Source organism: Comamonas sp. CAH-2 (assembly GCF_009668305.1).
Lineage (GTDB): Bacteria > Pseudomonadota > Gammaproteobacteria > Burkholderiales > Burkholderiaceae_C > Comamonas > Comamonas aquatica.
This window is the reverse complement of the sequence record NZ_VSWF01000035.1, coordinates 1-18,189: the sequence shown is the minus strand read 5'-3', so window position 1 is coordinate 18,189 and position 18,189 is coordinate 1. Positions and strand designations below refer to the sequence as shown.

The 18,189-nt window shown below is 67.1% G+C and carries 16 protein-coding genes; 11 read left to right on the top strand and 5 right to left on the bottom strand.

The features are described 5' to 3' along the window. Positions 1–24: 24 nt before the first annotated feature. The gene (locus tag FYM52_RS15410; RefSeq protein ID WP_042414005.1) at positions 25–873 is read left to right on the top strand and encodes a SirB1 family protein; all 849 of its coding nucleotides are present in this window, start codon (positions 25–27) and stop codon (positions 871–873) included. 137 nt (positions 874–1,010) lie between these two features. On the opposite strand, the gene FYM52_RS15405 is transcribed toward FYM52_RS15410, so the two are convergent. Both FYM52_RS15405 and purM read right to left on the bottom strand, forming a co-directional pair. Further along, positions 1,011–2,072, bottom strand: coding sequence for an AI-2E family transporter (locus FYM52_RS15405; protein ID WP_154164734.1), 1,062 nt, complete (start codon positions 2,070–2,072; stop codon positions 1,011–1,013). 23 nt (positions 2,073–2,095) lie between these two features. Beyond that, positions 2,096–3,148 carry a phosphoribosylformylglycinamidine cyclo-ligase gene (purM, locus tag FYM52_RS15400; protein WP_154164733.1) on the bottom strand — a complete coding sequence of 351 codons (1,053 nt, stop codon included), beginning with the start codon at positions 3,146–3,148 and terminating at the stop codon, positions 2,096–2,098. 375 nt (positions 3,149–3,523) lie between these two features. On the opposite strand from purM, the gene hda reads away from it, so the two are divergent. The 4 genes from hda (at position 3,524) to folK (ending at position 7,036) form a co-directional block, all read left to right on the top strand. Beyond that, positions 3,524–4,222, top strand: coding sequence for a DnaA regulatory inactivator Hda (hda, locus tag FYM52_RS15395; RefSeq protein WP_162858932.1), 699 nt, complete (start codon positions 3,524–3,526; stop codon positions 4,220–4,222). 62 nt (positions 4,223–4,284) lie between these two features. After that, a complete protein-coding gene (locus FYM52_RS15390; RefSeq protein ID WP_045267166.1) occupies positions 4,285–4,986 on the top strand; it encodes an HAD family phosphatase in 702 nt (233 codons plus the stop codon). Continuing rightward, entirely contained in the window at positions 4,983–6,539 is a 1,557-nt protein-coding gene (pcnB, locus tag FYM52_RS15385; RefSeq protein ID WP_042413992.1) for a polynucleotide adenylyltransferase PcnB, read from the top strand. The genes FYM52_RS15390 and pcnB overlap by 4 nt, the downstream gene beginning before the upstream one ends. Next, positions 6,539–7,036: a 2-amino-4-hydroxy-6-hydroxymethyldihydropteridine diphosphokinase gene (folK, locus tag FYM52_RS15380; RefSeq protein ID WP_154164731.1), complete on the top strand. Its 498-nt coding sequence runs from the start codon at positions 6,539–6,541 to the stop codon at positions 7,034–7,036. The genes pcnB and folK overlap by 1 nt, the downstream gene beginning before the upstream one ends. Before the next feature lie 303 nt (positions 7,037–7,339). Here folK and FYM52_RS15375 read toward each other — a convergent pair whose 3' ends face one another. Beyond that, the gene (locus FYM52_RS15375) at positions 7,340–7,798 is read right to left on the bottom strand and encodes a RidA family protein (protein ID WP_154164730.1); all 459 of its coding nucleotides are present in this window, start codon (positions 7,796–7,798) and stop codon (positions 7,340–7,342) included. A 131-nt stretch (positions 7,799–7,929) separates the two neighbouring features. Here FYM52_RS15375 and FYM52_RS15370 point away from each other — a divergent pair, with 131 nt between their 5' ends. The 4 genes from FYM52_RS15370 to FYM52_RS15355 all read left to right on the top strand — a co-directional run bounded on the left by FYM52_RS15370 (position 7,930) and on the right by FYM52_RS15355 (position 13,134). Continuing rightward, complete coding sequence (locus FYM52_RS15370) at positions 7,930–10,281, top strand: DNA internalization-related competence protein ComEC/Rec2 (protein WP_238826239.1); 2,352 nt, start codon at positions 7,930–7,932, stop codon at positions 10,279–10,281. 111 nt (positions 10,282–10,392) lie between these two features. Then, positions 10,393–11,937 (top strand): circularly permuted type 2 ATP-grasp protein, encoded by a 1,545-nt coding sequence (locus FYM52_RS15365; RefSeq protein WP_154164729.1) that lies wholly within the window; start codon positions 10,393–10,395, stop codon positions 11,935–11,937. Positions 11,938–12,037: 100 nt separating this feature from the next. Continuing rightward, positions 12,038–12,178: a hypothetical protein gene (locus tag FYM52_RS15360; protein ID WP_154164728.1), complete on the top strand. Its 141-nt coding sequence runs from the start codon at positions 12,038–12,040 to the stop codon at positions 12,176–12,178. Continuing rightward, positions 12,172–13,134 (top strand): alpha-E domain-containing protein, encoded by a 963-nt coding sequence (locus FYM52_RS15355; protein WP_042413982.1) that lies wholly within the window; start codon positions 12,172–12,174, stop codon positions 13,132–13,134. Before FYM52_RS15360 ends, FYM52_RS15355 begins: the two co-directional genes overlap by 7 nt. A gap of 130 nt (positions 13,135–13,264) precedes the next feature. On the opposite strand, the gene bfr is transcribed toward FYM52_RS15355, so the two are convergent. Next, positions 13,265–13,747: a bacterioferritin gene (bfr, locus tag FYM52_RS15350; RefSeq protein ID WP_154164727.1), complete on the bottom strand. Its 483-nt coding sequence runs from the start codon at positions 13,745–13,747 to the stop codon at positions 13,265–13,267. Between the two features lie 228 nt (positions 13,748–13,975). On the opposite strand from bfr, the gene ahpC reads away from it, so the two are divergent. Both ahpC and ahpF read left to right on the top strand, forming a co-directional pair. Next, a complete protein-coding gene (gene ahpC, locus FYM52_RS15345; RefSeq protein ID WP_045267162.1) occupies positions 13,976–14,539 on the top strand; it encodes an alkyl hydroperoxide reductase subunit C in 564 nt (187 codons plus the stop codon). Positions 14,540–14,637: 98 nt separating this feature from the next. Continuing rightward, positions 14,638–16,194 carry an alkyl hydroperoxide reductase subunit F gene (gene ahpF / locus FYM52_RS15340; protein WP_154164726.1) on the top strand — a complete coding sequence of 519 codons (1,557 nt, stop codon included), beginning with the start codon at positions 14,638–14,640 and terminating at the stop codon, positions 16,192–16,194. Positions 16,195–16,295: 101 nt separating this feature from the next. Here the strand turns inward: ahpF and FYM52_RS15335 are convergent. Then, positions 16,296–18,189 (bottom strand): alpha/beta hydrolase-fold protein (locus FYM52_RS15335; RefSeq protein WP_255446826.1); only part of this gene is annotated, 1,894 nt, incomplete at its 5' end.

Genomic DNA, 18,189 nt, shown 5'->3' with positions numbered 1-18,189 from the left:
GCAAATCGCGCTAGAGTGCGGCCCATGTCGCTGAACTTTGAAGCCCCCAGTGCCCTGGAGCATTTCCGCTGCCTGGTGCGTGAGGACCTGGACTTGCCGCTGCTGGAGGCCGCGGCCAGTCTGGCGCTTGATGCCGAGCCGGCGCTGGACCTGCAGGATGTGCTGTTCCAGGTCGACAGCCTGGCTGCCCGCCTGCGGTCCGCGTTGCCGCAGGGCGCCAGTGCGCTGCAGCGCACCGTGGTGCTGAACGAGTTCTTCTACGACAAGCTGGGCTTTGGTGTGAATGCCAACGACTTTGCCGACCCGGCCAACAGCTTCGTGCACCGCGTGCTGGCCACGCGCAAGGGCATCCCGATCTCCCTGGCCGTGCTGTGGCTGGAGCTGGCCACCGCCATCGGCCTGAAGGCGCAGGGCATTTCCTTCCCCGGGCATTTCCTGATCAAGGTGCACGTGGACGAGGGCCTGATCATCCAGGATCCGTTGACGGGCCGTGGCCTGACCCAGGACGCGCTGCAAGAGCGGCTGGAGCCTTTTCGCGAAGGCTGGGGGCTGGCGCAGGACGAGATGGCGCCGCTGCACCTGTTCCTGGTGCCGGCCAGCGGCCGTGAAATTCTGGAGCGCATGCTGCGCAACCTGCAGACCATCCATGCCCAGGCCGAGGATGCTCCGCAACTGCTGGCAGTGCTGCACCGGCTGATCGTGCTGCGCCCGCAGGAATACAGCCACTACCGGGACCGGGGGCTGGTGCTGGCGCAACTGGGGCAGCGGGACGCGGCCTTGCAGGACCTGCAGACCTATGTGCGCCATGCCCCGGCGCCGCAGGATCTGCCGCTGATCGAGGCGCGCATCGAGCTGTTGCGCGCCGAGCCCTGAGCGCCTGTCGGGCGCATGCGGTTCCACGCCTGGCGCCGCTGGAATAAAAAACAGAGCGCCTAGCGCTCTGTTTTTCTATGTTTCGATGCGAAATCTATGGGAAAGCCGCTGTCAATCAGCGCAGGCTGCTCTTTATTTCAGACCAGCCGTGCGGCTTCCAGTTCCTTCTTCAGGTAGGCGTAGAACAGCGGGGCTGCCACCAGGCCTGCCGGGCCGAAGACCGATTCGGCAATGAACATCACCGACAGCAGCTCCCACACGGCCATGTGGGTGCGCTGGCCGACCACCTTGGCGTTGATCACGTATTCGGCCTTGTGGATCAGGATCAGAAAGCCCAGGCAGACGGCGGCGGCCACGGGCGAGACGGACAGGCCCACCACCGTCAGCACCACGTTGCAAAACAGGTTGCCGACGATGGGGATCAGGCCCGCCACAAAGGTCAGTAGGATCAGCGCCGGCGTATACGGCAGCGCGATCTCGAAGGTGGGCAGGATCAGCAGCAGGAACAGGGCGGTCAGCGTGGTGTTGAACAGTGCAATCCAGAACTGCGCGGCCACGATCTGGCGGAAGGCCTCGCCCAGCAGCATGACGCGGCGCTGCAGCGCCTGCGTCAGCGGTGCCCGGGGCACCAGGCGCGGGCGCACGGCCGCCAGCGCACCGATCAGCAGACCCACATAGGCGTGTAGCAGGCCGCCCAGCCAGGCCTTGCCGGCCGAGGCCAGGGCGCCGGCCTTGGTGGCCAGGTAGGTGGCGATTGTCTGCTGGATCTCGGCCGAGCCCTGGGGCAGCAGGGCCCCCAGGTCATTGGGCAGCTTCTGGCGCAACTCCAGCACGGTGTTGGCCAGGTAGTCCAGCAGCTCCTTGTACTGGTGCGGAATGTCGGTCAGGTAGCCACGCGAATGCGTCAGGGCAATCGCAATCCACAGCAGCGGCCCCAGGATCACCAGGGTGGCGGCCGTCGCCTGCGCCCAGCGGTCCGGGATCGGCCCGGGCGGGCGCCGGTCGATGTGCGCCAGCAGGGTGGACAGGGCACGCGTCAACAAAAAGCCCAGGCATGCGCACAGCAGCCCGGGCAGAAGCTTTTGCCACATGACCAGCAGCAGCGTGCAGGCCATGAGCAGGTAACTGGCGATCATCACACCGCGGGACGGCGTTACGGGGGACTGACAAACGGTCGGAAGTTGGTGCTGGTTCCCCATGGATGATCGCTCTGGATGAAAGACTACTTGACTTGGACGGGTGCGCCTTCTGTGCGTGCCGTAATGTTACCGATCGTGTAGACCGTTTCACCCAGTTCACGCAAAGTTGCTGCCGTGGCCTCGGCCGCCTCGGGCGCCACCACCACCACCATGCCGATGCCGTTGTTGAAGGTGCGGTTCATTTCCACATCGTCAATGCCGGCGGTCTTTTGCAGCCAGGCGAACAGCTCGGTCTGGGGCCAGCTGCCGGCCTGCAGGTCGGCGCCCGTGCCTTCGGGCAGCACGCGGGGGATGTTCTCCAGCAGGCCGCCGCCGGTGATGTGGGCCAGGGCCTTGATGGGGTGCTGGGCCAGGGCCGCCAGCACATTCTTCACGTACAGGCGGGTGGGTTCCATGATGGCGGCCTTGAAGGGCTTGCCGTCCAGGGTGGCGGGCACGGTGCCCTGGCTTTCGGCGCGCTCGATGCACTTGCGCACCAGCGAGAAGCCGTTGGAGTGCACGCCGGCCGAGGCCAGGCCCAGGACCACGTCGCCGGGCTTGACGTTCTGGCCGGTCAGGATCTTGGACTTTTCCACGGCGCCGACGGCAAAGCCGGCCAGGTCGTACTCGCCATCGGGGTACATGCCGGGCATTTCCGCGGTTTCACCGCCGATCAGGGCGCAGCCGGACAGCTCGCAACCCTTGGCAATGCCGCCCACCACGGCCGCGGCCGTGTCCACGTCCAGCTTGCCGCAGGCAAAGTAGTCCAGGAAGAACAGGGGTTCCGCGCCTTGCACCAGCACGTCGTTGACGCTCATGGCCACCAGGTCGATGCCCACGGTGTCGTGCATGTTCCACTCGAAAGCCAGGCGCAGCTTGGTGCCCACGCCGTCGGTGCCGGACACCAGCACGGGTTCCTGGTAGCGCTTGGGCACTTCGAACAAAGCACCAAAGCCGCCAATGCCGGCCATCACGCCTTCGCGCATGGTCTTCTTGGCCAGCGGCTTGATGCGCTCGACCAGTGCGTCGCCTGCGTCGATGTCAACGCCGGCGTCTTTGTAGGAAATGGGGGTGGATGGGGAGGCAGAGGAGCTCATGAGAAGGATCTGTGCAGGGTGTGGTGCCCGATGTGGGGGCAGGAACGCCTATGATTTTAAGTGCAGTCCCTCCGGAATGTCCGCATGCCGCCCCAGGGATGCGGGACATCTGGGGATGTGAGAGCTTGCTGCGCCGGCCTGTGGCACAGTGCGGTCCAGGCGTGCGCTGGGCCTACGCCTGTCAGCGGGGCGGAAGCTGATTAAAATATGTAAACGCGATGCCGGGACCGGCTGGCATGCGGCCGTGGTCTTGCGCATGCAGGGCGTTTCCTGCTCTTTTCCTCCCCCTATGCCTACGTTCCTGCTCCCGATGGCTGAGTTTGTGCCCATGCGCTTGCTGTGCAGCAAGCGGGACGTGTCGACGGCATGCCCTCTATGAAGCAACTGGCGCTGGACATCGGCTTGCCCACGGGGCCTTCTCTGGCGCGCTTTTACGCCGGTCGCAATGCGCCGGTGGTCGATCACCTCCAGGCCTGGATCAGCGATGGCTTTGGCCCTGCGCCGCGCGCGCCGGTGCCCACCTACCTGTGGGGCGATTCCGGCTCCGGCAAGACGCACCTGCTCAAGGCAGTGCGCGAAATGCTGCTGGAGCAGGGGGCCCAGGTGGGCTGGATGGATGCCAGCACCGGCTTTCCGCCGGAGTTTGACGAACGCTGGTCGGCCGTGCTGATGGACGATGTGCAGCTGTTCACACCCATGCAGCAGGCCCGTGCCTTCAACTGGTTTGTGAATGCCATCAACCCGCCCAGCGGTTCGCCCCGCTGGATTCTGTCGGCCGGCGACGCGCCGCCGGCGGGCATGGAGGTGCGCGACGATCTGCGCAGCCGCCTGGGCTGGGGCCATGTGTTCCAGCTGCAGGTGCCCAACGAGGAAGAGCGCCGCGAAGTGTTGAAAACCGAGGCGGCCGCCCGGGGCGTGACCCTGAGCGCCGATGTGGTGGACTACATGCTCAAGCGCTTTTCGCGCGACCTGGCCAGCCTGATGCAGCTGTTGGACATGCTGGATGAGTTTGCACTGCGCAACAAGCGTGCGATCACCATCCCCTTGCTCAAAACCATGCTGGAGACCGAATAGCCCAGCGGCACGCTGGTGCCGCATGCCATGGCTGTATGTCTTCGCTCCCTTTGAATGAATCTATGAACCCTGCAACCCCGTCCCAGCGCCCGCGACTGGCCTTGTTTGATCTGGACCACACGCTGATCCCCATGGACTCCGACCATGGCTGGGGCGAGTTTGCGATTGCCATCGGCTGGTGCGACCGCACCGAGTTCGGGCGCCGCAACGACGAGTTCTTTGCGCACTACCAGGCGGGCACGCTGAATGTGCCGGACTATGTGCGCTTTGCCACCGAGGCCATCGTGCAACGCGGTGCCGCCGCCGCGCAGGCGGCGCACCAGCGCTTCATGCAGGAGGTCATCACCCCGGCCATCCTGCCCCAGGCGCAGGCCCTGGTGCGCGCGCACCAGCAGGCTGGCGACCTGGTGGTCATCACCTCAGCGACCAACGAGTTCGTGACGCGCCCCATTGCCGCCGCCTTCGGTGTGCAGGAGCTGCTCTCGACCGAGCTGGAGCGCGATGCGACGGGCTGGTTCACGGGGGGCGTGCAGGGCGTGCCGAACATGCGCGAAGGCAAGGTGGTGCGCATGGATGCCTGGCTGGCGGCGCGCGGCCTGTCCTGGGAGGGCGTGGAATCGACGTTCTACAGCGATTCCATGAACGACCTGCCCCTGCTGGAGCGTGTCAACCACCCCGTGGCCACTAATCCCGAGCCCCGTCTGCGAGCGATTGCGCAGGAGCGCGGCTGGCGCGTGCTGGACCTGTTTACTGAAAACCCATGATCAAGACCATCATCGACAAATTGCTGGGCAAAGAGCCCGCCGCCCGTGCGCGCAAATCGCGTTTCGGCAAGCGTGAAGAGGTGCCCGCCAGCGTGCACGGCATCGATCCGCAACTGGTGGACCAGCGGGCGGTGGATGTGGTGCGCACCCTCAAGGATGCGGGCCACGAGGCCTACATCGTCGGCGGCGCGGTGCGCGACCTGCTGCTGGGGCTGCGCCCCAAGGACTTCGACGTGGCCACCGATGCCACGCCCGAGCAGGTCAAGCACCTGTTCCGCCGCGCCTTCATCATCGGCAAGCGCTTTCGCATCGTGCACGTGGTGTACGGCCGTGGGCGTGAGCACGAGGTGATCGAGGTCTCGACCTTCCGTGCCTTCATGGACAACAGCCAGGCCGAGCAGGTCAGCGGCAACGAGCGCACCAGCAAGCTGGCCCTGGCCAGCATGAAGCACGCCGTGGACGCCAGCGGTCGCGTGCTGCGCGACAACGTCTGGGGCCCGCAGGACCAGGATGCCACGCGCCGTGACTTCACCGTCAATGCCATGTACTACGACCCCGAGACCCAGGTCGTGGTGGACTTCCACAAGGGCATCCAGGACGCGCAAAAGAAAGTGCTGCGCATGATCGGCGACCCGGCCACGCGCTACCGCGAAGACCCGGTGCGCATCATCCGCGCCGTGCGCTTTGCCGCCAAGCTCAGCCCCCTGGGCTTCAAGCTGGAGCCCAAGACCGCCAAGCCGCTGCTCGAATGTGAGCCGCTGCTGCGCGAAGTGCCGCAAAGCCGTCTGTTCGACGAAATGCTCAAGCTGCTGCAGACCGGCCACGCGCTGGCGTCGATCGAGCAGCTCAAGAAGCTGGGCCTGGAGCACGGCATTTACCCCCTGCTGGATGTGGTGGTGGAGCGTGCCGGGCACCCGTTCGTGCAGGCGGCCCTGGCCGACACCGACCGCCGCGTCGGCGAAGGCAAGCCCGTGGCGCCCAGCTTCATGCTGGCCTGCGTGCTGTGGCAGGACGTCAAGCAGGGCTGGGAGCGCCGCCTGAAGAAGGGCTACCACGCCTTCCCGGCGCTGAACGAGGCCATCGACGAGGTGTTCGACCAGCGCATCGGCGACGTGTCGGGCCGCGGCAAGCTGGCCGCCGACATGCGCGAGATCTGGGTCATGCAGCCGCGCTTCGACAAGCGCACCGGCTCGACCCCGTTCGGCATGGTGCTGCAGGCGCGCTTCCGCGCCGGCTTCGACTTTCTGCGTCTGCGCGCCGATGTGGGCGAGATCGAGGAAGACCTGGCCGAGTGGTGGCAGGAGTTCCAGGCCGCCGACGATGCGCGCCGCGAGGACCTGGTGGCCCAGGTGCGCGAGGAGCAGCGCCAGAAGCAAAAGGCGGCACAACCCGCCGCACGCCGCGCGCCCCGCAAGGCGGAGGACGTGCAGGAGGCCTCGCCCCTGGACACCATCGTCAGCGAAGGCGATGCGCCCGCCAAGAAGCGCCGTCGCCGCCGCCGCAAGCCTGCCGGCGGTGCCGACATGGCGCCCTCCGGCGGCAGCGCCGAGTGATGGCGGCCGAACGGGTCTACATCGGCCTGGGGGCCAACCTGGGGGATCGCGGCGAGGCCTTGCTGCAGGCCCTGCACCGCATGGCGGCCCTGCCGCAGACCCGGCTGTGCGCCGTGTCTTCGCTCTACAGCAGCGCCCCGGTGGATGCCTCGGGGCCTGACTATCTGAACGCCGTGGCGGCCCTGGAGACCGACCTGGCGCCCGAAGCCTTGCTGCAGGCGCTGCAGGCGCTGGAGCTGGCCGCCGGGCGCGAGCGCCCCTACCGCAATGCGCCGCGCACCCTGGACCTGGATGTGCTGTTGTGGGGGCCGCGCCAGCTGGCCACGCCGGCACTGACGGTGCCGCACCCGCGCATGTACGAGCGCGCCTTTGTGCTCCGGCCTTTGCACGAGTTGGACGCCCACCTGGTCACGGCCGCGCAATTGGCCGCAGTGGCCGGTCAGCGCATTGCTGTGGCGCAGGATGCCCGCTGGGCCGCCAGCGCCATGTCGGCCTGACACCGCGCGCTGCAGGGTGGCCCGGGCGGTGTCGTGTGGCCGCCAGGGCCCAGGCTGGGGACACCTGGGCGGGTGCCTCAGCTTTTGATTCTCTGTGACGGATCGCGCGCGGCCTGTGTGCCACCTGCTGCGTGGCAGCGCTGCGCAGCGGGGCACCCGTTCTGCCGCGGGGTCTGGGTCAGGAAGTCTTCAGATGGGAACGGCACGCCCTAAAAAATGAGCTGACAGCGCTTGTCTTGCTTGGTTTTCCGTATGTTTTCCATCGGAAAGCCAGGTAGCGCAAGCGCAGGCAGCTCTCATACATCAAGCGATTTCTGCGATCAGCTCGATTTCCACGCAGGCGCCCATGGGGATTTGCGTCACGCCGAACGCGCTGCGGGCGTGCGAGCCCTTGTCACCGAAGACCTCGGCCAGCAGCTCGGAGCAGCCATTGGTCACCAGGTGCTGCTCGGTGAAACCGGCGGTCGAGTTCACCAAGCTCATCACCTTGACGATGCGCTGCACGCGGTTCAGGTCGCCGCCGCAGGCCGCCTGCAGCGTGCCCAGCAGGTCGATGGCGACGGCGCGGGCCGCTTGCTTGCCCTCGGCAGTGCTGATGGCCGCACCCAGTTGGCCGGCCCAGACCTGGCCGTCCTTCTTGGCGATGTGGCCGCTCAGGAACACCAGATTGCCCGTCTGCACAAACGGCACATAGGCGGCGGCGGGAATGGCCACGGGGGGCAGGGCAATGTTCAGGGCTTGCAGGCGGTCGTAAACGCTCATGACGGTCTTTCTGGAGAGGGTTGTTGAATGGCGGGCGAACTGTGCAGCCGGCTTTGCCGGTGTGGCGTTTGCCCCGCATGCTGCGCAGTATGCCAAGACCGCCGTCCCCCTCGCAGCAACATCCTCCCGGCATGTGGTGGATGCTGGGCGTGGTTGCGGGCACGGCCACCCAGCTGCGGCAGGTGGCCTTGCTGCCGTGGCCCGTCTATGCCGGGTGGCTGGCCGCGGCCGTGCTGCTGGGCCCGCTGCTGTGGCGCCGGCCGGCATGGCGCTGGGGCTGGCTGCTGTGGGGCGCGGCACTGGCCTGGGGGATGACGGGTTGGCGCGCCGCCAGCTTTGCCGCCACGGCCATGCCGCCCGCGTGGGAGGGGCGCGATGTGCGCGTGACCGGGGTCATCACCGACATGCCGCAGGCGGTCGAGCGCGGGATGCGCCTGCGCTTTGCGGTGGAGCAGGCCCAGTCGGCCGAGGTGCCCCCGCAGCCCGTGCCCCTGCCGCCGCAGGTGGCGCTGACCTGGTACGGTGAGCTGCCACCGCAGGGCTTGCAGGCCGGCCAGCGCTGGGCCTGGACCGTGCGCCTCAAGGCCCCGCACGGGGAGCGCAACCCCCACGGCATGGATTGGGAGCTGTGGTGGTGGAGCCAGGGCATCCAGGCCACGGGTTATGTGCGCCGCAGCGCACGCGATGCGCCACCGCAATGGCTGGGCCAGACCTGGCAGGCCCCGGTGGCGCGCTGGCGCGGGCAGATCCACCAGCGCATGCAGGCCCCGGAAGGGGCCTCGGCACGCCTGCAGGCTTCCATGGGCGTGGTCCAGGCCCTGGTGACTGGCGCGCAATCGAGCATCGGCCGCGCCGACTGGCAACTGTTTCGCGACACCGGGGTGGCGCACCTGGTCAGCATCAGCGGGCTCCACATAACAATGTTTGCCTGGCTGGCGATGGCCGTGGTCCAGCTGTGCTGGCGGCGTTCGGCCCGGCTGTGCCTGTGGCAGCCGGCACCGGTGGTGGCCGCCTGGGCCGGCTTGGCGCTGGCCACGGCCTATGCGCTGTTCAGCGGCTGGGGCATTCCCGCGCAACGCACCATCGGCATGCTGGCGGTGGTGGTGCTGCTGCGCAGCCAGGCCCGCAGCTGGCCCTGGCCCTGCATCTGGCTGACGGTGTTGACCGTGGTGGTGCTGATCGATCCGTGGAGCCTGCTGCAGGCGGGCTTCTGGCTCAGCTTTGTGGCCGTGGGCGTGCTGTTTGCCGCGCAGCCGAGGCTGGGGGGTGACACGGCGCGGGGCTGGAAGCCAGCCCTGGTGCGCATGGCGCGCGAGCAATGGATCGTGGGCATCGCCCTGGCACCGCTGACCTTGCTGCTGTTTGGCCAGGTGTCGGTCATCGGCTTGCTGGCCAACCTGTGGGCCATCCCCTGGGTCACGCTGGTGATCACACCCCTGTCCATGCTGGGCGTGTTCTGGTCGCCGCTGTGGTGGCTGGCCGCCCAGGGGGTGACGGTCATGGCCGGGCTGCTGGACGCCATGGCTGGCTGGCGCGGGGCCGTGCTGTTCTTTGCCCAACCGCCCTGGTGGGCGGCCCTGGCCGGGGTGCTGGGTTGCCTGTGGCTGGTGATGCCCTGGGGCTGGCGTTGGCGCATGCTGGGCCTGCCGCTGCTGGTGCCTCTGCTCGGGTGGCAGCCGCAGGCGCCGGCCTGGGGGCATTTCGAGGTGCTGGCGCTGGATGTGGGGCAGGGCAGTGCCGCGCTGGTGCGCACCCAGGGCCACAGCCTGCTGTTTGACGCCGGCCCGCAGTGGTCCGAGCAGGCGAATGCGGGCGAGCGCACGGTGGTGCCGGTGCTGCGGGTGCTGGGGATCGCGCCCGACGTGCTGCTGGTCAGCCATGCCGACAGCGACCATGCTGGTGGGGCCGAGGCCGTGGTGGCCGCCTTCCCCCGGGCGCATCGACTGGGGGCGGGCGGTGTGCCCTGTGTCCAGGGGCAGTCCTGGACCTGGGATGGGGTGCAACTGGAGGTGCTGCACCCCATGGCCCCTGCAACGCACACCCCGGTGGGTGGCGCCGGGCGCAATGCCCAAAGCTGTGTGCTGCGGGTGCGTAGCGTGGCTGGCACGGCAGCCCTGCTGACGGGCGATGTGGAGGCCCGGCAGGAGCAGGCGTTGCTGCACGCCGGCAGCCCCTTGCGGGCCGATCTCGTGCTCATGCCGCACCATGGCAGCAAGACCTCGTCCACCGCGGCCTGGGTGCGGGCGGTGCAGCCTGCGGTGGCCATCGCGCAAAGCGGCTACCGCAACCGCTTTGGCCATCCCCATCCCGCGGTGGTTCAGCGTTACCAGGCCCAGGGCGCGCGGACGGTGACCAGTGCCGGCTGTGGCGCGGCCCGTTGGCGTTCCTGGGCCCCGGGCGCGGTGCAGTGCGAGCGCACGCGGGCGCGCCGGTATTGGCAGCATGCCGTGCCCGAGGCGGCAGGGGCTGGCTACACTGAGTGATCCCCGAGTGATTCGGTAAATGTCAGGAATTGCTTCCTCCACCAGATGGGTCCGGACTGGGCCTGATTCTTGCTGTCACCACAGCAATCCATTCGCAGGAGGCGTGCAAAGATGCAGAAGTTTGACGAGATGTACGCAATGCTGCCGTTCGATGGCAGCGACGTGCGGACCCATTACAAGGCCTATGCCCAGTGGCTGGCGCGGCAGGCGCAGACCACCATGCGTGCGCGGCAGGCCGAGGCGGAGATGATCTTTCGCCGCGTCGGCATCACCTTTGCCGTCTATGGCGACAAGGATGAGAGCGGGGCGGGCACGGAGCGCCTGATTCCCTTCGACCTGATCCCGCGCATCATCCCCGCCGGCGAGTGGGCGCGCATGCAGCAGGGGCTGGTGCAGCGGGTCACGGCGCTGAATCGCTTCATCGAGGACATCTACCATGGCCAGGCCATCCTGCACGCCGGCATCGTGCCGCGCGACCTTATCGATGGCAACGCCCAGTTCCGCCCGCAGATGCAGGGCGTGCTGGTGCCCGGCGGGGTCTACGCCCACATTGCCGGCATCGACATCGTGCGGGCCCGCAACGCCCAGGGCGAGGGCGAGTACTACGTGCTGGAGGACAACCTGCGCGTGCCATCCGGCGTGTCGTACATGCTGGAAAACCGCAAGATGATGATGCGGCTGTTCCCCGAGCTGTTCAGCACCCACGCCGTGGAGCCAGTGGCGCACTACCCCGATCTGCTGCTGGACACGCTGCGCGCCAGCGCGCCGGGTTCGGCCGGGGCCGCCTCGGCCACGGTGGTGGTGCTGACGCCGGGCATGTACAACAGCGCCTATTTCGAGCACGCCTTCCTGGCGCAGCAGATGGGGGTGGAGTTGGTCGAGGGCCAGGACCTGGTGGTGCGCGACCGGGTGGTGTACATGCGCACCACGCGCGGATTGCAGCGCGTGGACGTGATCTATCGCCGCGTGGACGACGACTTCCTGGACCCCCAGGTGTTCCGCCCCGATTCGTCGCTGGGCTGTGCGGGCCTGATGGACGCCTACCGCGCCGGCAACGTCACCATCTGCAACGCGGTGGGCACCGGGATTGCCGACGACAAGTCGGTCTACCCGTATGTGCCGGACATGATCCGCTTCTACCTGGGGGAGGAGCCCATCCTCAGCAACGTGCCCACCTGGTTGTGCCGCAAGCCCGACGACCTGCGCTACGTGCTGGACCACCTGCATGAGCTGGTGGTCAAGGAAGTCCACGGCGCGGGCGGCTATGGCATGCTGATCGGGCCGGCCGCCACCCAGGCGGAGATCGCGAGCTTCCGCCAGGCGCTGCTGGCCAATCCAGCGGGCTATATTGCCCAGCCCACGCTGAGCCTGTCCAGCTGCCCAACCATGGTGGAGGCGGGCATTGCCCCGCGGCACATCGATTTGCGCCCCTTTGTGCTCAGCAGCCAGGAGGGCGTGCGCATGGTCGCCGGCGGCCTGACGCGCGTGGCGCTCAAGGAGGGATCGCTGGTCGTGAACTCTTCCCAGGGCGGTGGCACCAAGGACACCTGGGTCCTGGGCGATGGCAGCGAAGTGCTGGCAGCCAGCCTGGCCGCAGGGCTGCCGCAGTCCGCCGGCGCCTGGAGCCCACAAGCCTCGCTGGTGGGGGGCGTATGACACCGATGAATGCCCACTTCTTGCAGGTCCACGTGCTGCCTGGCACCGGCCGCACCGCCCGGCGCCTGGCGCTGGCCATCCCAATCTGTGAGGAGAACGCATGCTGAGCCGCACCGCCGATCACCGGCTCGGGATGTCGTGCGACACCGAGCGGGCCGACAAGCGCTGTGCGCTTGCCACACCACAGCGCCCGACTGCGCAGCAGGCGCGGGGTTTTCTGCCCGGGGAGGAATCATGCTGAGCCGCACCGCCGACCACCTGTTCTGGATGTCACGCTACACCGAGCGGGCAGAAAACACCGCCCGCATGCTGAGCGTGAGCTACGACACCTCGATGCTGCCCATGCGCCCGGACGATGCCGCGCGCACCTGGCAGGGGGTGTTGTCCATCAGCGAACTCATCCCGGCCTACCAGGCACGCTACCGGGACATCACGCGCGACAACGTGCTGTTCTTCATGGTGGCCGACGAAAGCAACCCGGCATCCATCGTGTCCTGCCTGCACGCCGCGCGTGAGAACGCGCGGGCCGTGCGCGGGGCCTTGTCCACCGAGGTCTGGGAGACCCAGAACCAGACCTGGCTGGCGATGCGCAAGCACTTGCAGGAAGGCTCCCTGGGCAAGGACCCCGGGCAACTGGCGGAGTGGGTGAAATACCGCTCCCACCTGTCGCGCGGCGTGGTGCTGGGCACCATGCTGCAGGACGAGGCCTTCAACTTCCTGCGCCTGGGCACCTTCCTGGAGCGGGCGGACAACACCGCGCGCTTGCTGGACGTGCGCTTCCATGCCATCCAGCGCGACTACCACGGCATGGAATCCGAGCGCAAAACCGCGCAGCAGTTCGACTTCTACCACTGGAGCGCGCTGCTGCGCAGCGTCTCGGCGTTCGAGGTGTACCGCAAGGTCTACCGCGACGTGATCACGCCCGAGCGTGTGGCAGACCTGCTGGTGCTGCGTGCCGACATGCCGCGTTCGCTGCACGCCTGCATGCGCGAGGTGGTGGACAACCTCAAGGCCGTGGCCCACGAGGGCTCGCAGGAAAGCCAGCGCAAGGCGGGGCGCCTGCTGGCCGACCTGCAGTACGGTCGCATCGATGAAATCCTTGACACCGGCCTGCACGCCTACCTGACGCAGTTCCTGGACCGGGTGAACATGCTGGGCGAGTTCATCACCCGGGATTTCCTGGTGCCGGAGTTGTGAATATTGGCAACGCGTAAAAAAACGGAGCCCATGGGCTCCGTTTTCAATTGCATAGCAGCCGGCGCAGGTGGGATAAGGGCTGGAGCCTATTCAGGCGCGTGCCCCACCCACCAGGGCGGCGACGGTGGGCTCAATGGCCTTCGGCCTCGCCCATCTGGGTCTGCAGGTAGTTCTGCAGGCCGATCTTGTCGATCAGGTCCAGCTGGGTTTCCAGGAAGTCGATGTGTTCCTCGGTGTCGTCGAGGATCTTGAGCAGCAGGTCGCGCGAGACAAAGTCGTGCGCGGCTTCGGCGGTCTTGATGCCGTCCTTGATGGTGGCCTGGGCCGCCAACTCCAGGTTCATGTCGCACTGCAGCGCTTCGGGCACATCCTCGCCGATCTGCAGCTTGCCCAGGTCCTGCAGGTTGGGCAGGCCGTCCAGCATGAAGATGCGGTCCATCAGCACGTCGGCGTGCTTCATCTCGCCGATGGATTCCTTGTACTCCACCTTGGCCAGGGCTTCAAAGCCCCAGTGCTTGTACATGCGATAGTGCATGTAGTACTGGTTGATGGCGGTGAGTTCGTTCTTGAGTTGTGCTTGCAGAGCGGCAATGACTTGCGGTTCGCCTTTCATATGGGGCTCCTTGTGTGAGGGTGACGCATGGATGACCATTGTCAAGGATTCGCGGCCGTTGGCACGGCAAGTCCCCACTGGCGCGGATTGGCTGCGGTTGATGCTGAGTTGCGTTTGCGTTGATAAATAGTTTTAGGCAATCAAAACAATTAAGTCAATTGATTGAAATTATTTTACCCAGGGCTTAGACTACAGCCTGTGTTCAGTCGCATCACATAAGGAAACTACATGTCCGTTATCAATACCGTTATCAAGCCTTTCCAAGCCTCCGCATTCAAGGACGGCAAGTTCATCGAAGTGTCCGAAAAGGACGTGCTGGGCAAGTGGGCCGTGTTCTTCTTCTACCCCGCTGACTTCACCTTCGTGTGCCCCACCGAACTGGGCGACGTGGCTGACCACTACGACCAATTCCAGAAGCTGGGCGTGGAAATCTACTCCGTGTCCACCGACACCCACTTCGTGCACAAGGCCTGGCACGATGCTTCCGAAACCATCGGCAAGATCAAGTACACCATGCTGGGCGACCCCAGCGGTGTGATCACCAACAACTTCGAAGTGATGCGTCCCGGCGTGGGCCTGGCCGACCGCGGCACCTTCATCGTGGACCCCGATGGCGTGATCCAGGCTGTGGAAATCACCGCCGAAGGCATCGGCCGCAACGCCGAAGACCTGCTGCGCAAGGTGAAGGCTGCCCAGTACGTGCGCAACCACCCCGGTGAAGTGTGCCCTGCCAAGTGGAACGAAGGCGAAGCCACCCTGGCTCCTTCGCTGGACCTGGTCGGCAAGATCTGATTCGATTGCCCGTGAAAAGCCTGGGCGAGGCCCGGGCTTTTTTTCAACCAAGCAATCATCGACTATCAAAAAAAGAATTTTATTAGGATTTGACTATTATGCTCGACGCCAACCTCAAGACCCAACTCAAAGCTTACCTCGAACGCCTGCAAAAGCCGCTCGAACTCGTGGCCACTTTGGACGACAGCAAGGCGGCTGGCGAAGTCAAGTCCCTGCTGGCCGACATCGCGGCGCTCAGCGACAAGATCACGGTGGTCGAAGCCAACGACTTGAACGTGCGCAAGCCCTCGTTCCTGATCACCAACCCCGGCGTGGACAGCGGCGTGCGCTTTGCCGGCGTGCCCCTGGGCCATGAGTTCACCTCCCTGGTGCTGGCGCTGCTGCACGTCGGTGGCCACCCCTCCAAGGAATCGGCCGATCTGCTGGAGCAGGTCAAGGCCATCGACACGCCGCTGCACTTCGAGACCTACTACTCGCTGTCCTGCCACAACTGCCCCGATGTGGTGCAGGCGCTGAACCTGATGTCGGCCCTGAACCCCCACATCACGCACACCGCGATCGACGGCGGCCTGTTCCAGGACGAGATCAAGGACCGCGAAGTCATGGGCGTGCCCACCGTGTTCGTGAACGGCGAGCGTTTTGGTCAAGGCCGCATGGAACTGGCGGAAATCGTCGCCAAGGTGGACACCGGTGCCGCCGCCCGCGAAGCCGCCAAGATCTCGGCCAAGGAGGCGTTCGACGTGCTGGTGGTCGGTGGTGGCCCCGCCGGCGCCGCTGCGGCCATCTACGCCGCCCGCAAGGGCATCCGCACCGGGATTGCCGCCGAGCGCCTGGGCGGCCAGGTGCTGGACACCGTGGACATCGAGAACTTCATCTCGGTCAGCAAGACCGACGGCCCCAAGCTGGCCGCGGCCATGGCGGCCCACATCCGTGACTACGAAGTCGACGTGATGAACCAGCAGACCGGTGCCAAGCTGGTGCCTGCCGCCACCGAAGGCGGCCTGATCGAAGTGCACACCGCCTCGGGTGCGGTGCTCAAGTCCAAGACCGTGATCCTGTCGACCGGCGCGCGCTGGCGCAACATGAACGTGCCCGGCGAGGAGCAGTACCGCACCAAGGGTGTGACCTTCTGCCCGCACTGCGACGGCCCCCTGTTCAAGGGCAAGGACGTGGCGGTGATCGGCGGTGGCAACTCCGGCGTGGAAGCGGCCATCGACCTGGCCGGCCTGGTCAAGAGCGTGACGGTGCTGGAATTTGCCGGCGAGCTGAAGGCCGATGCCGTGCTGCAAAAGAAGCTGCGCAGCCTGCCCAACGTGACCGTGATCCTGAACGCCCAGACCACCGAAGTGAACGGCGATGGCAAGAAGGTCACCGGCATCACCTACAAGGACCGCACCACCGACCAGGTGCACCAACTGGCGCTGGAAGGCATCTTCGTGCAGATCGGCCTGCTGCCTAACACCGACTGGCTCAAGGGCACGGTCCACCTGACGCGCTTTGGCGAGATCGAGATCGATGCCAAGGGCCACACCAATGTGCCTGGCGTGTTCGCGGCCGGCGACTGCACGAATGTGCCGTACAAGCAGATCATCATTGCCGCAGGTGCCGGTGCCACGGCCGCGCTGTCGGCCTTTGATCACCTGATCCGCCACTGAGCGGAAGGTTGATGGTCTAGGCCAAAATAGCCTCCAGCGCTTGTCCAGTCTGCGCTGAATGCTATTTAATTAAAAAGGACTGCCTTGGGGCAGTCCTTTTTTCATGGGCCGCTGCCCGGGGGCTGGGCCGGCAGCAGCACCTGCAGGCCCTGGACCAGGGCCTCGCCCCAGGCGTAGTAGTCGTGGCCGCCCGGGAACTCGTCGGTGCTGACCGCGTAGCCCTTGGCCTGCAGCACATTGCGCAGGTGGCGGCTGTTGTCCACCAGACCGGCTTCGCCATGCACGCCGCGCTCCAGCAGGCCGTAGCCCAGGTGCCAGCGCACCGGGCGCTTTGGGGACTGGGCCACCTGCTGCATGAACCAGTCGCCCTCGCGCCAGCGGTGGACGGTGCTGCCCGGGGCCGGGGGCGGTGCCCACCAGTAGGAGCCGGAGAGGCTGAGCACCGCGCCAAAGGTCTCCGGGTGGGTCCAGCCCAGGTAGCCCGCCGCCAGCCCGCCGTAGCTGGAGCCGGCCACCACCACCTGCGCGGGCTGGGTCGTCAGCTGCGGGGTGCGGGCGCGCAGCCAGGGCATCAGCTCCGTGGCCAGCATCTGGCCGAAGGCCGGGCTGAGGGGTGGCAATTCCCGGGCACGGTCTTCGCGCGTGGGCTGGCCCACCAGCAGCACGGCCAGGGGCGGGATGCGGCCTTGCCGCATGGCCTGCTCCAGCAACTGCGGCAGCTGTACGCGCTCCAGGTAGGCCTCGCGGTCGAAGAGCACCAGCAGGGGCAGGCGGTGCGCGGGCTGCGGGCCCGGCGGCAGGTACAGGCTGAGGCTACGGGTGTTGCCCAGCTGGCGGCTGTCAAAGCGCAGGTGCTGCAGCGTGCCCGCCAGCGGGGGCAGGGCGTTGGCCTCGGCCAGGTTGCGCAGTGGCCCGCTGGCGCTGATGTGCAGGGCGGAGCGCTGGGCATGGGCGGCGGCCACGCTGTCCGTGGGCAGCGACGGGCTGCCCGCATGCCAGGTGTGGGGGTTCAGCGCATCCCGTTGGGCGGACAGCTGTTCGGTCTGGATGCGCTGCACGCGGCCGATGGGCTGGCCCGCGGCCGCCGGGTAGCGCACGGGGTCGACCACCAGCTGGTAGCTGGTGCGCAGCCCACGCGGCAGCGGCAGGCTGAGGTACCAGAGGTCGGTGCCGGGCAGCGCCTGCAGCATGAATGGATCGGCTGCGCGCATGGCCCATTCCAGCCGCACATGGTGGGGCTGCGTGGCCGTGCCTGCGGGGGCTCGCCACAGGAAGGTGGTCAGTGCTTCCTCGGGCTGGCCTTCCAGGGCTTCCAGCCAGGGGCTGCCCTGGGCCTGCACCTGCTGCCAGAAGTTTTCCATCAATTGGGCTTTTTGCCCAGGTGTGGCAAGCACCAGCTGCTCCTGAAGTTGACGCAGGCGCGCAGAGGCCAGGGCCCCGCCACCGGGGTGGTCCGCGCTGGTGGGCGCCGTGGGCTGGGCCGTGCCGTGGGCCTGCAGGCGCCACTGCACCGGGGCCACGCCAGCCTGGGCGGTGTCGAAGAAGGGGTTGTCGGCCTGCAGGTGGTAGCGGCCGGCGCTGGGCGTGACCCAGCCGATCTCCTGGCGGCCGTTGTGCACGGCCGGCCACTGGCGCAGCAACTGGCCGTCGGGGCCGAACAGGCGCACGCGGTGGGCATGGGTGCCACCGTCCAGCTGCCACAGCAGCACCTGCTGTGCCGGCGCGTCCAGGTACACCTCGGGGCCCAGCAGCGTGGCGCTGCAGCCGGGGGCGGTGGCGATCTGCTCGGGGTCGGTGTGGCATCGCAGGGCGGGATCGGCCTGGGCCGGCCCGGCCATGGCGGCCAGGGCGGCCCACAGGGCGGTGGTGCGCCAGCGGCGCAAGGGGTGGCGGGCGGTCGCGGTGGGGGTCAGCAGCGGCATGGGGGTGTTCAGGAATGGAGGGCGCCCGCACGGTCGCAGCGGCGGGCGGTGGGCGCCAGGGCCGGCGCACCAC